This window comes from Selenomonas sp. AE3005, assembly GCF_000686945.1.
Lineage (GTDB): Bacteria > Bacillota > Negativicutes > Selenomonadales > Selenomonadaceae > Selenomonas_A.
On record NZ_JMME01000001.1, the window covers coordinates 253,775 to 267,891 of the forward strand.

Annotated in this window: 13 protein-coding genes; all 13 read left to right on the forward strand. The window is 40.5% G+C overall.

Annotated features, from left to right (window positions below; all coding sequences use genetic code 11):
- Positions 1 to 29 precede the first annotated feature (29 nt).
- The 13 genes from feoB to DL94_RS15105 all read left to right on the forward strand — a co-directional run bounded on the left by feoB (position 30) and on the right by DL94_RS15105 (position 14,078).
- Positions 30 to 1,925 (forward strand): ferrous iron transport protein B, encoded by a 1,896-nt coding sequence (feoB, locus tag DL94_RS0101225; protein ID WP_028128570.1) that lies wholly within the window; start codon positions 30 to 32, stop codon positions 1,923 to 1,925.
- Between the two features lie 35 nt (positions 1,926 to 1,960).
- A complete protein-coding gene (locus DL94_RS15935) occupies positions 1,961 to 2,125 on the forward strand; it encodes a hypothetical protein (RefSeq protein WP_028128571.1) in 165 nt (54 codons plus the stop codon).
- Between the two features lie 138 nt (positions 2,126 to 2,263).
- On the forward strand, positions 2,264 to 4,321 hold the full coding sequence (locus DL94_RS0101240) for a methyl-accepting chemotaxis protein (protein WP_028128572.1): 2,058 nt from the start codon (positions 2,264 to 2,266) through the stop codon (positions 4,319 to 4,321).
- Between the two features lie 179 nt (positions 4,322 to 4,500).
- The gene (locus DL94_RS0101245) at positions 4,501 to 5,751 is read left to right on the forward strand and encodes a PHP domain-containing protein (protein ID WP_028128573.1); all 1,251 of its coding nucleotides are present in this window, start codon (positions 4,501 to 4,503) and stop codon (positions 5,749 to 5,751) included.
- A gap of 107 nt (positions 5,752 to 5,858) precedes the next feature.
- Positions 5,859 to 6,866: a WYL domain-containing transcriptional regulator gene (locus DL94_RS0101250; protein ID WP_037371041.1), complete on the forward strand. Its 1,008-nt coding sequence runs from the start codon at positions 5,859 to 5,861 to the stop codon at positions 6,864 to 6,866.
- A complete protein-coding gene (locus DL94_RS0101255; RefSeq protein ID WP_028128575.1) occupies positions 6,863 to 7,177 on the forward strand; it encodes a hypothetical protein in 315 nt (104 codons plus the stop codon). Before DL94_RS0101250 ends, DL94_RS0101255 begins: the two co-directional genes overlap by 4 nt.
- A 26-nt stretch (positions 7,178 to 7,203) precedes the next feature.
- Positions 7,204 to 7,833: a hypothetical protein gene (locus DL94_RS0101260; protein ID WP_028128576.1), complete on the forward strand. Its 630-nt coding sequence runs from the start codon at positions 7,204 to 7,206 to the stop codon at positions 7,831 to 7,833.
- A gap of 460 nt (positions 7,834 to 8,293) precedes the next feature.
- Positions 8,294 to 9,046 carry a hypothetical protein gene (locus DL94_RS0101265; protein WP_028128577.1) on the forward strand — a complete coding sequence of 251 codons (753 nt, stop codon included), beginning with the start codon at positions 8,294 to 8,296 and terminating at the stop codon, positions 9,044 to 9,046.
- A 36-nt stretch (positions 9,047 to 9,082) separates the two neighbouring features.
- Positions 9,083 to 9,874, forward strand: a complete 792-nt coding sequence (locus tag DL94_RS0101270) for a hypothetical protein (protein ID WP_028128578.1) — start codon at positions 9,083 to 9,085, stop codon at positions 9,872 to 9,874.
- A gap of 92 nt (positions 9,875 to 9,966) precedes the next feature.
- The gene (locus tag DL94_RS0101275) at positions 9,967 to 10,938 is read left to right on the forward strand and encodes a hypothetical protein (protein WP_028128579.1); all 972 of its coding nucleotides are present in this window, start codon (positions 9,967 to 9,969) and stop codon (positions 10,936 to 10,938) included.
- An 83-nt stretch (positions 10,939 to 11,021) separates the two neighbouring features.
- Positions 11,022 to 11,597 carry an HD domain-containing protein gene (locus DL94_RS0101280; RefSeq protein ID WP_028128580.1) on the forward strand — a complete coding sequence of 192 codons (576 nt, stop codon included), beginning with the start codon at positions 11,022 to 11,024 and terminating at the stop codon, positions 11,595 to 11,597.
- Between the two features lie 27 nt (positions 11,598 to 11,624).
- Positions 11,625 to 13,730, forward strand: a complete 2,106-nt coding sequence (gene dnaE / locus DL94_RS13855; protein ID WP_051586237.1) for a DNA polymerase III subunit alpha — start codon at positions 11,625 to 11,627, stop codon at positions 13,728 to 13,730.
- A gap of 132 nt (positions 13,731 to 13,862) precedes the next feature.
- Entirely contained in the window at positions 13,863 to 14,078 is a 216-nt protein-coding gene (locus DL94_RS15105) for a hypothetical protein (RefSeq protein ID WP_028128581.1), read from the forward strand.
- Positions 14,079 to 14,117 lie beyond the last annotated feature (39 nt).

Here is a 14,117-nt window from a genome sequence, read left to right on the forward strand (position 1 = left end):
GAATGAACAGAGGAGATGTATAAACAACAATGTCAACATTAGCAGTAGCACTTACCGGTAATCCCAATGTGGGTAAATCCACTATCTTTAACGAACTGACGGGAGCCCGTCAGAAAATCGGCAACTGGCCGGGGGTTACGGTAGATAAAAAAGTCGGTTACACCCGTCATAAAGACCGGGCTATTTCCATTGTGGATTTGCCGGGTACTTACAGCATCAATGCCCGTTCGCCGGAAGAAAAAATCGTTATCGATTATCTCATGAACACGAAACTTGACCTCGTGGTTGACGTGGTGGACAGCTCCAACCTCGAACGCAACCTGTTCCTGACGATTCAGCTCATGGAGCAGGGGATTCCCCTGCTTATCGACCTCAACATGATGGACGATGCAGAGCGCCGCGGGATTAAGATTGACTGCCGTAAGATGGAAGATGCGCTGGGCATGCCGGTCGTAGAAACCATAGGCCGCAGCACCAAGAGCACCAAAAAACTGCTCGATGTGTTCACCACCACGGTTATGGCCAATTACCAGCCCAGCGACAGGGTGAAGGCTCATATCGCGAAGGTGCAGGAAATCAAGGCCAGCAGTAAGAGCGAGGAACAGAAAAATGAGGAAATCATTGAGGCTCGCTATGCGCTGATTGATACGGTGATGGCTGAGGCCGTAACGGCCAGCAATGTCGGTGCTACTACCTCGGAAAAAATGGACAGATTCCTCGCTAACGGCATTTTGGCGCTGCCTATTTTCCTGGCTATCATGTATGCTGTATTTAATATCACTTTTGAATGGATTGGCCAGCCCATCGCTGACGCCCTGGATGCGGCCATCAATGAGGATTTCCTCGAATTTGCCAAGGATTATCTGACGGAGGCCGGTGTGGCTGAGTGGATGGTATCTTTGGTCTGCGATGGCGTTATCTCCGGTGTAGGTGCCGTGCTGACGTTCGTACCGCTGATTTTCGTCCTGTTCTTCTGCCTGTCCTTCCTCGATGGTACGGGCTACATGGCTCGTATTGCTTTCATCATGGACCCGATTATGCGCCGCTGCGGCCTCACGGGTAAAGGTGTTATGCCCTTGATGATGGGCTTTGGCTGTGCTGTGCCGGCAGTTATGGGCGCAAGAGCTCTGGATTCGGAAAAAGACCGTATGGTTTCCATCATGGTTACGCCGTTCCTGACCTGTGGTGCTAAGCTGCCAATTATGGCTCTGTTTGCTGCTATGTTCTTCCCGGACAATGCCGCTAATATTGTTTTTGCGATGTACATCATCGGTGTGGTTATGGCTATTGTGGCTGCCAAATTGCTCGGCAGCTCCGTGTTTAAGGAAGGCGGCTCCACGTTCCTGCTTGAACTGCCGCCGTATCGTATGCCGGATATGAAGACGGTTCTGCTGGAAACCTGGGATAAGGGTAAAGGCTATCTCGTAAAGGCTGGTACGATTATCTTTGCCGCCTCCGTTCTGCTGTGGGTTATGTCCAATTACAACTTTGACGGCCCCTGTGAAATCAACGAATCCATTCTGGCTACGCTGGGCAACTGGATGAGCACCATCTTTGTGTTCCATGGCTTTGCTACCTGGGAGGCTGGTGCTGCACTCCTGTCCGGTATCATGGCCAAGGAAACTGTAGTCGCAACTATCGGTATTCTCTATGGTGCTGACGATGTTTCCACGGAGGCAGAGGACGCTGTGGAAACGGCTGATACCCTGCTGAAAACTGGCATGGCTACGAGCTTTACGGCTCTGTCGGCATTTGCCTTCATGATTTTCTCCCAGCTGTATACGCCCTGCGTAACGGCACTTGGTACTATCAAGAAAGAGGCCGGCGGCTGGAAGTGGATGGGTTTCTCGGCGGTTTATATGTTTGCCATTGCCTGGGTTGTTTCCCTGCTCGTATATCAGATTGGCCGTCTGCTTGGTTTCTAATTTATTTTGCAAAATTTCATAGAGGAGGAATTCTTATGGCAACCTTGATGGTAGGGGCTGTATTGGTTGTGGCCCTGTTCTTTGCCCTGCGGCATGTTTATTACAACTTCCGTGACGGCAAGCATGATTGCTGTGGTAGTGAAAGTTCTGGCTGCGGCTGTGGTTGTGCCGGTTGTCAGGGCGTTCCTGAAAAGAAATAAAAAATTGCTCTTCCCGTGAGGGAAGGGCGTTTTTTATGCAGGAAAATAATAGGGAAAAGCGAAATAAAAAAATAGTAAGGAAGAAATTGCTGAATCTGTGGCAAGCGATGGGAATTGAAAGGGAAAGCGGTGATTTAAATGACTAAACCACAGGCCAGTATAAAGACACTGTTTATCATCAGTATTATTGTTTTGACAAGTGTACTGCTGGCAATTCAGACGTTCATCAATATCGGACAGTTTAAAAACGGTATGGAGGAACAGGTAAAGGCGACTTTATCTGCCCAGGCTGGTGAGATTGCCGGGAAATTGGATCAGCGCATACTGCAGGTGGCCCAAAAGACCAGCGGTTTGGCGCGTGGCATATCGCAGCTGAAATCTTATGACACCGATGTGATGTTTGGCATGGCAGATGGCTATGTACTGTCTGACCCGCTGATTATCGGCAGCGGCTTTTGGTTTGAACCGCGTGCTTATGAGGAGAGCATTGAATTTTACGGCCCGTATCGCGCTAAAAATGCCAAGGGCTCTGTTGATTTGGACATGAGCTACAGCAATGCCGAATACGGCTACAATAAAATGGATTGGTATACGAATGCCATGAAAGCCCCGGGGACAGTGGCCTGGACAGGGCCGTATCTTGATGAAGTCAGCGGCACTACCATGCTGACCAGTGCGGCTGCTGTGCAGAAAAACGGCAAGAGCGTTGGTACTGTTACGGTAGATATCGGCATTACGGAATTAGAAGACTATGTCAAAGGGATAACCATTGGTACGCATGGTTATGCTTTCCTTGTCGGACAGGATGGTTATTATCTGGCCACGCCTGATGCTGATAAGAACATGAAAACCAAAATCACCGAGGAAAGCAATAAAGAGTTAGCAGCCTTTGGCCAAAAGGTTGTTAACCTGAGCAATCTCGACCTGACGGAAACGGCGGCTTTTGGGGAGGACAGCTATGTTATGGCTGCGCCGCTTTGCATTGATAATATGAAACTGGTGCTGGTTGCCCCCAAGGCAGATTACCAGGGAGCTATTACCCGTTCCATTTGGATAAGTGTTATCATGGCGCTGGTGGTTATGATTATCCTTTGTGCCGCCATGATTATCATCTTTAACCGTCGTGTGGGCGGCCCAATTGAGTACCTTATGCAGGAGGCTGGTAAGATTGCTGATGGTGACCTCACCGGCAAAGTCAATGCTGAGGCCAAAGATGAAATGGGCAATCTGGGCGTATCGCTCAACAACATGATAAAGAATCTGCGCGGTGTCATCAGCAGTGTCAATGATATGGCCAAGGACGTGGCCGTTGCCAGTGAAATGCTGACGACGAGTGCTGAACAGTCAGCCCAGGCCTCACACATGGTAGCCAACAGCATTGTTTCCATTGCGGAAGGTGCCAGTGAACAGGCCATCGAGGCCAGCAACATTCAGGAAAGTGCCGAGCAGGTAACAGAGGCGGCACAGGGAATAGTTAAAGATACCCAGCTTGTCTTTGACAATGCAGTGCATGCCAAGGAAAAAATCAATCAGGGACGTAATTCTATCGAAGATGCTGTACAGCAGATGAATAACATCACGGCCAGCACTGACAGCATTCAGGCGTCCATTGAGAAACTCAATAACAGTTCCCAGCAGATTGCTGATATCGTACAGATGATTACCGGCATTGCTGAGCAGACCAACCTGCTGGCGCTCAATGCGGCGATTGAGGCTGCCAGAGCCGGTGAGGCCGGCCGCGGCTTTGCGGTGGTGGCGGACGAGGTGCGCAAACTGGCTGAAAGCTCGAATCATTCGTCCCAGCAGATTGCCCAGCTGGTCAAGGCTAATCTCGAGGATATGAAAGTGGCCGTAGAGGCCAGCCACAGTGGTGCGCAAAGCGTACAGGCCGGTATTGAAACGGTTAAGTCCGCTGACCAGGTGTTTGCGGATATTGTCAATGTCATTGACGATTTGACAAGTCAAATCCAAAAGATTGCCCAGGGTATAGAAGTCATGGCCAAGGACAACGAAAGCATGCTGCAGGCCAGTGTGACCATCGCCAATACCAGTGGCAAAAATTCCGATGAGGCGCAGTCCGTATCGGCTGCCGGTGAGGAGCAAAGCGCCTCCATGCACGAGATTTCTGACGCCGCCCGCAACCTCGCCAAGTTGTCCGGCGATTTGCAGGAACAAATGAAGAAATTTAAATTGTAAAACGATTGTGTTATAAAACGAACAGCGCCTGATTATTGGTATAATCAGGTGCTGTTTCATTTTACGGCATTTTTATGGTTCAAAATTGTCAGTGTGTGTTGTTATGGGAAAATTTTTTCACATAATATTTGTTAGAATGAAGTTAAGGAAGTCAGATATTAGTGAATGTGGAGGAAATAATGTGTAAGGAAAGTATTATTAAAACTCGTATTGATGATGCTAAGGAGAGACGTGTCGAACTTCATGCGCATACAAAAATGAGCAGATATGATAGTGTAGTATCAGCTAAAGATTTGATAATGACTGCAGCCAGGTGGGGATGGGAGGCAATTGCCATCACTGATCATGGCGTAACACAGGCGTTTCCAGAGGCTGTAAAGACTGTGGTTGAGAATAATTTGAACCTTAAAGTGATATATGGAATGGAAGGATATATGACAGGTGAAGATTACAAGCAAGGAAGAGCTAATCATGTATCTATTCTGGCTAAAAATATAGAGGGGATATATAACCTGAATGAGCTTGTGAGATTATCTTTTCGCCATATGTTTAGGCAAAATCGCATTCCTAAAAATAAAATAGATAAATACAGGGAAGGATTGCTTATCGGTTCGGCTTGTATAGCTGGAGAATTATTTCAAGCAATCATTAAAGGATACAGTGATGAAAAACTTATCAAAATTGCAAATTTCTATGATTATTTAGAAGTACAGCCTTGGGGGTATTACAGGCATTACATGCTTTATGATAATTATTGGATTCAAAGTTTTAAAACAGAAGAGGATGCACAGAAGGTTATTTATAAGATAATTGAATTAGGGGAAAGGTTGAACAAGTTAGTGGTGGCTACAAGTGATGTCCATTTTCTCGATGAAGATGATGCTGACATTCGTGCGGTTCTTAAGCATGCAATAGGATTTCATGATGCTGATAAACAGCCTCCTTGTTTTTTGCGGACGACAAAAGAAATGCTGGATGAATACAGTTTCCTTGGCAATAAAACAGCTTATGATATTGTTGTAAAAAATCCACGATTGATTGCAGATATGGTTGAAAAAATTGTACCTATGCCAACTGGCGATGATACAAAATTAATGTTGAATTTAAATGATGCAGATAAAATGGATTCATGGGACGATGGGGTATTTAGAATGTCCGTCATAAAGAAAATAGCTAAGGTTACGGCAGAAAGTTATATAAGACGTTATATAGACGAAAGAAAAGTAAACTTCAGTGATGAAAAAATAAAGGATATATTAGACGGGATAACAGGTGTCAAGACGCATACGGATGTTCATGGTGATATGATTATTAACGTACCATATCGCATCTATAAACTTTTACCTACACAAATTTTGCCATCCACCAATATCTGTATCTCACATTATGATAGTAACGCATTCCTGAATTTTAGAGATGAAAAGACATAAAAATGAAAAGAGAAATACATATGCTGAATTAAAGGGATAGAAAACGAAGATATCGAATATTACATAAAAGTGTGCAGCTTCCTGATTAGGTATATGTTATTGGAGTGATGATATTGCGTGTGTATGCTGGAAGTAACAAAAAAATGTTGAATATGTTGGTGCTGGAGATTCTAAAAGAATATACTGATGCTGAACATCGCCTGACGCAACAGAAAATCATAGACCTGTTATACCATAATTACGGGGCAAAGTGTGACCGTCGTTCCATCCGGAACAACATACAGTCTTTGAAAGACATGGGCTATGAGATATATACGGAGCGTGGGTGTTACTTGATGGAGCGAGATTTTGATGATGCAGAATTGCGGTTACTTATTGATAGTGTCTTGTTTTCTAAAAATATATCAGTTGCACAGAGTCAACGTTTAATCGAGAAAATTAAAAGTCTAGGGAATCGTTACTTTAGTGCTAAGGTTAATCATATATCCAATTTGCCTGAACTCCACCATGCTGATAATAAGCAGGCAATGATTGTCTTAGATACGTTAAATGATGCGATAGAGGCCAAAAGGAAGGTGCGCTTTGTCTACAGCCAGTATGGTATAGACTTCAAGCTCCACCCTAAAAGACCAGAGCCATATACTGTAAGCCCTTATCAAATGGTGGCTAACAATGGGCGCTATTACCTGATGGGAAATTATGACAAGTACGATAATATATCACATTACCGAGTCGACCACATTACATCTATAACCATGCTGGATGAACCAGCAAAGCCCAAAAATAAAATCAAAGATTTTGTACAGGGATTCAGCCTGCCTAAGCACATGGCTGAACACATTTATATGTATAGTGGTGAAAGTGTAGATGTTAAATTCGTAGCAGATATTGGCCTGATGAATGAATTAGTAGATTGGTTCGGCAGGAATTTCAAAATTGATAAAGAAGATAACAACAAGATATTGGTAACAGTAACATGTAACGAAAATGCGATGTTTCATTGGGCGCTGCAATATGGTCAGCGAATTGAGGTTAAGGCACCACAGGTTTTAAGAGACCGTATAAAAATGGCAATAGAAGGTATGGCATCAAAGTACAGGGAGGAAAACGTATGAGTGCCGCTGAGCGGATTTTAATGTATGGAGTATCTGCAGAGCAACATACAAAGATTGCGAAATTATATCCATTAGAAAAAGGATATGAATTATCGGAAACAGATGAGCTGAGAGACTTGATTGCTGTCCCTGCAAAAGCTATTGTAATAAATCCCAATATCTTAAGTGAAGATGAGAAGGCTTTGATTTTTGACTTCTATTTGCAGGTTCATGCTCCCGATGATAGTTTGGTTATGATTTTTACAGAACCCATAACTATTCCGGCAGCATTAAAGCATTCAGATGTTCACATTCTGGATAATATTATATGATTCATTTATGCAAGGAGGTATTTATCATGAATTTGAAGGAAGCTTTTCAAACGCAGAACAAAATCAATGAATTACTGAGTTATATCACCAGGTATCTGTCCAATAATGACAACGTTATGACGATTACGGAAAAACACTTGCGTAGCAAGGCATTAAAGGGACAGAAGGATGAGACTGTCGATGTCAGTGAGCGGAGCGAAGAAGGATTTGCTGTAGAGGCATTGTTAAAAGTTTGGCAGGAACTTATGGAAGAAAAAGAAAAACTGTCGTGCGCAATCGGCAAGGCTAAGGCAGGGATGGGCTTTAACCTTGACGCAACTGTAGATGCTAATAAAAGTAGGCGGTCAATGCTTCAGGCATTACAAGGGTTGGCAAACTTAAAGAGTTCTCATGAACTGCAAAAGGGAGAAGGCCAAGGGTATGTGTTTAACAATGATGGCAATCAAACTTCCTACTACTATGATATTGACCGTATTATGACGATTGATTATGACAGAAACAAGGTAAGGGCAATGGTTAAGGACTTTAATCGCAAGGCTGACGAAGCATCTCTCAAGATTGATGAAGCATTGCTCGCTACCAAAGTTGATTACACGCCCAGGTTTGACCTGGCCGGTGAGAACCAATTTATTGTTGAGGAATTGCTGGAAAAATAATCAGGATATAATCAGCCACTTTAGCAGGGGCATTCATTAAAGGGAATTCGGTTCAGGTGCAGATGAACTATGAAGCTGCATGCAAATTACTAATGATAGCTGATAGCTATTTGTGTATGGAAATTATGGCCTAGAGCCTGAGGTGTGTACCTCCAATGTCCATTATGACGATTCAACTATCGCTATTTCGTTATTCGTTAGACGTTATATCTCCATATCGTCTTATCATTATGACCTAATAACGTTTCGCTTTTGGAAAGTTCCTTGTGTAAGGAATAGAAATATTACGTTAAATGCCGGGGCCTATTCTTTTTGATAGGTGTTCGGCAATAGAAGGAGCTTTGATGGATGCTTCTGCTAAAGTGGCTGATTAATATTATGATGCATATAAAATAGTAAACATGTCACTTTGATAAATAAAAAGAAAGGGAGTTGTTGCTTAATATTGGAGAATGCTAACATGGATACTATAGTAGATGTTGGTTCTTTTACTGACTTGATGACCTATGATGATTTTGTTGCAATTGAGCTGTTAAATGTGCAAGATGAAAATACAATATTGAAAATGGATAAAATTAGTAATGTCATAATAATAGAATACTGCTCGAAATATTCTTATAATTACTCTAAAAGAATCATGTTGATTGTTAAAAAATATAATGATATCGATGTAAAAATAAAGAAAATAATCCATACTGATACTAATTATAGTGTGGCATGCTTTGATGATACTAAAAGAAGGATGTCAAACATTCAGACATTGCTTGTTCGTAATCCATATGATATTCCACCAAATATTAGTAAACTTAAAAAACTAATCGATAAAGAAGTAATGGAAAAAGATTATCAAAGTATGGATTTAATAGAAAATAAAAAAGAATTTGAAAGAGCAGAAAAAATATGTGATGAATATATATATTATCATATAATGTATAATTCAAAGTTGGCTTTTTATTATTTCATACATAATAAAGCTTTAATTTATGTGATAGATGGGATTGATAAGTATAGAGGATGTTCGAAAGAGCAAAAAATTTTAGTAGATGTGATTCGATTTCGGGTAGAATGTGGTAAAAAATGTATATTGAGGCTCTGGGATCTTGATTCTGGATTTGAAGAATTATCATCTAGATTAATGGATTTGATTGAAGATGGAAAAGTCGAAATACATTATTATAACTATATGAAATTAGGATTATCATACGTGAACTAAAATTGATTTAACAATTACAATTGTTAAGGTGGCTTTATGGAAATTTATGAATCAGCTGCAAAAGAGTATGAAAGAAATTTGTCTGAAATGGCTTATATGATGACTTATAATGAATTTATAGCCTGTGTTTTTTTTGATTTAGACAGTGGTAATAAAATTGTAGGCATAGATATAGTTGATAATGTATTACGGATAGATTATTGGCAGTATTGTATTCATGAACGTGGGACTAAAATAAAATTTATTTCTCGATATACTACTGATGTTAATGAAAAAGATATTCAGGAAAAATATGGATTTGACTATGATTTAAATGTATTTGATAATATTGACACGCGTAAATATTATATTGAATTATTGCTTTATTGTTCTAAAGATAAAATTCCACCATGTCTTCAGCGAATAAAAAATAAAATAGATACTGCATTAAAAGAATTATTATGGGAAAAAAGAATGTTGATGGAATATGGTCACTTCAATGATTATGAAATTTTATCTGCTGATATGATTGTTGATAATTATTATAATAATTTAGAAAATGATAGTTTTGGAGAATTGTTTTATTGGTGTGTGCGTCCTACACTTGAAAAATGCATAGTGTGTGGAATAAATGAATATAGGGGACGTTATAAAGAACAAAAAATTATAGCTAATGTAATTCGATGCTTAGGTAAGTATGGCAAAAAATGTAGACTGGAGTTATGGGACCTTGATTCGGGATTTGAAGAGTTATCGTCCAGGTTAAAAGAGTTGATTAAAAATGGGAAAATTATCTTGGATTTACAGCGATATAAACGAGTAAATAATACAAAGTTCATATATCGATAATTTAATGATATATCGAAAGGATTTTGATGGATGCTCCTGCCAAAGTGGCTTGATAGTATGTTATATGATTTTTATAGAGGAGGAATTCTTTTATGGCTGAAAGATTAAATAGAGATATCTTGTATAGTGCAATCAAAAAAAGATGGGAAAAATATAATCCTATGAATAGTGGCGTAACGTTCTACAAATGTAAAACAGATAAAATGAATTCAGAGACAAGAGAAAAGTACTATTTGGCTGATGTTAATGATAATTTTTGTTATGAAATGTCTTCTAATCTTGAAGAAAAATTTGGCGGTGCTAATGAAATTAATGGAAAAATGAGAGCACTATATTCATCTTCGGCGATGACATATAACATTTTTACTAGTAAAAAAATATCCAGTGATAAAGTGAAGGTTATAAAGTCTGTTGATGGTTTAGAATCAAATATTATATATAATCTAAGATTTGAGGAGCCATTACCAGCTTTGTCTACTCATGCAAAACTAGATGCATGTATAGAATCTGAAGATAAATCAACAATTGTTTTTTTTGAGATGAAAATGCGTGAGTGGCTTATTGGAGGCCCGAGTTCTCTTCCTAAAACATATATGGACGCTAATATTCCTTCTCAAATTAAAGGTTTATTTGAGAAGTATATTAAAATCAAAAAGGAAAATAATAAGCCTGTAACGATAGAAAACGATGAGAAATTTAAATGCTCAAATGATTATTTTGATGTTTTCCAAATTATAAAGCATGTTTTAGGAATATACAATGCTATCCAAAATGAGAAGTTTCCGAAAGGGAAGAAAATAAGATTAGTAATTGGCTACTGGACAATACCTGATGATTTGTTTGATGATAAAAATCCCAAACAAAATAAGCAGAAAGTGAAATACGGAAATATAAAGAAACAAATGGAAGCTGAAATAGAAGATTTTATAAAAAACTTCAATGGTATTAAAAAGGAATTGTTTAAGGAATATGATTTTAAGATAGAGAGGATGACAGTAAAAGATATTGTTGATTGCTTGGATAAAACAGAGGAAGAAGAAGAATATTTAAAGCGATATATATAAGATAATTATATAGAGGTGAAGTTACCAATATATAACTTACGAGAACGTAACTATAAAGAGTGTTACTAGGAGGAATAGATGCCATGGAACTTAAGGAGCGTTATGAGGCGTTAAAAGCTAAAGTTATCAATCGCAAGGAACAATTTGCAGAATTAATGAAGTTCATAGAAGAAGAAACGGCTTATCTTACAACGCCTGCCTCCACAAAATTCCATCTTTGCCGTGAGCGTGGCTTATTGGAACATAGTGTCAACGTGGCAGAGAACCTGCTGAAAATCAAAGCAGTACTTGCCCCGGAAATCAGTGATGAAAGCTGTGTCATTGTGGCTTTGCTTCATGACTTAGGCAAGGCTGGGATGCCGGGGCAGCCACAGTATATCAAGAATGAGCCCAGCCCCAAGCAGAAGGCTTATGGCTATCCTGCTACTACGCCGTATCGCTTCAATAAAGACCTGTTATATCTGAGTGTTCCTATCCGCGGACTTTATCTAGCAGCCAGTCGTTTCCCTCTGACAGAGGAAGAAGTACAGGCCATAGTCTATCATGATGGGCAATATGTAGAAGATAATCGCAGCGTGGCGGCAAGGGAGGGGAAACTTACCTTACTTTTGCAGTATGCGGATAATTGGAGTGGCTTTATTGTCGAAACTGCAGAATGAAATATTCATCATATAGGAGGGCAGACTATGACAGCGTTTGATGAGAGCAGGTTTGCTCATCTTCATGTCCATTCAGAATACAGTCTTTATAGCGGTGTAGCTCGCATCAAAGAACTGGTGGCAAAAGCTAAAGAACTTGGGATGAAACATTTAGCGATTACCGATTATGGAGCATTGTACGGAGTTATACCTTTTTATAAGGAATGTAAGGAACAGGGAATAAAGCCGATTATCGGCTGTGAACTGTATGTGGCTCCTGCCTCACGATATGACCGCTGTGCTGTTGATGGTGTAACGTACTACAATTTGATTTTGTTGGCAGAAAATCAGACGGGCTATAAAAATCTGGTGAAACTTGTGTCGTTGGCCAATATAGAGGGTATGTACCATAAGCCACGAGTGGATAAAGAACTTCTACAAAAGTATCATGAAGGGCTTATCTGCTTGTCATCTGGTGCTGATGGCGAAGTCTATCGTGCAATTAGTAGCAACAATAAGCCAAGAGCGGAAAAGGTTGTTCAGAAATACATCGATATTTTCGGCAGGGAAAATTTTTTCATTGAGATTCAGAATCACGGTTTAAGTAAAGAGAATAGTGTCACTGAAGGATTGGTTGAATTAGCTAATAGTTTTGGCTTGGGATTGGTGGCTGCCAATGATTGCCGGTATATTTGTCGGGATGATTGCAAGCTATATGCTGTTTTACAGTGTATAGAGAAGTCCATAGAAATGGACGAGTTTAGGTCTGGTGGTTATGACAATGGGGAGTATTACCTGAAATCTCCACAGGAAATGGCGGTGTTCTTCTCGGAATACCCTGAAGCTATTATAAATACCGTGAGAATAGCTGAACGTTGCCACGTTGATTTTGATTTCGGGCAATCTTATGTGCCTGTATTTCCGATTCCTCAAAATTGCAGCAATGATGATGAATACTTGTGTGAGTTGTGCGAAAAAGCTCTTCCTGCATATTATTCAGATATTACAGATGAAATATGGGGACGTTTGTATTATGAACTTGACATGATTAAGCGGCGTGGTTTTGCAAGATATTTTCTAATTGCAAAAGATATAGTTGAGTTTTGCCAGGAACATAAAATCAATGTAGGAACAGGTTGTAGTTCTTTACTAGGCAGTATTGCTGCTTATGTCTTAGGAATCAATAAGATAGACCCGCTGAAATACAATTTAGCAGCTGAATCTGTTTGGCATACAGCGCACATGTTTTTACCTGAATTTTATTTAGCTTATAACCAACATCAAGATAATCGCGATGTCGTCATCAATTATCTAAAGGAACGTTATGGTTATGACAGTGTGGCGCAGATTGCTGTTTTGGGAACTATGACAGCTAAGGGTATATTTCGAGATGTGGGCAAAGCCTTGGGCATGGATTATGAACAGGCAAATGATATAGCAGAAACTATACCAAGTGAATTGGGGATAACTTTGGATGAAGCGTTAAAAACGTGTGTGGATTTTCGCCGGTATTATGAGTCGTCGGAAGTAATCAGGCAATGGATTGACTTGGCTCGTGGGCTGGAAGGTTTGCCACGGCATGCCTCTACGCATGCTGCAATGGTGGTTGTTGCTCCTGGTTCGCTGATGAATTACTTGCCGATATCTGAATCAGAAGAGAGTTTAGTGGCAGAATTTCCAGTGGAAGATTTGGAGGAGCTGGGAATGCTTATGGTGAGCTTGACGCCGTTACGTACATTGACTGTAATCAACGATACTTTGGAGAATATAGAATGTAATTGTGGCGTAAAGCTGGATATCAACAATATCCCGTCAGCTGATGAACTGACGGCAAAGCTGCTATGCGAAGGACAAACAGGGGCATTGTTCTGTCTGGACAATCCAGCCAGGATTAGTGTAATAAAGGAACTGACACCTAAAACTTTTGCTGATCTTATCCGTAAAGACGTTCTTTTGAGTTTGCGAATTTCTAGTATTGCTGATGCGGTGTTGATTTGGCAATCAGCATACCTAAAGGCGCATTATCCTAAAGAGTATATGACAGCGGCGCTTAACAGTGTTTTAGACAATAAATCTAAATTGGCAGCATATCTTGACGTTGCTAAACGTATGGGGCTTGAAAAGGGATGGGCAACAGCTGCTTTACATCGCTGACGGTCAAATCCTCAGCGATTTTTAATGTAATCTTCAGTCAATTTTCAGTTAAGGAGAGTAGACTGAACATGATTTGGCAGGGGCGATATTCTTCGCACCCTGTGGATAACTTTATAACAGGAGGAATACAGTATGAGGATCAGCAAGTTGCGAAACATGTCAAAGTCGTTGTTCTGGGGCGACAGACCTTTACCTGAGGACTCTGAAATGAAGGGGGTAATCGAAACAGATAACGGCCACACGGGGATACTTCTCAAACTTAAGAACGGGTTGTATGTGCTGGGGAAAGCAGGTACACTTTGTAAACTCAATCAGGAGAAGATTCGCCACAAATTGAAGGAAGCGTAATGGTCGGCAGACCATGAATATATGATTAAAGCCAGTCAG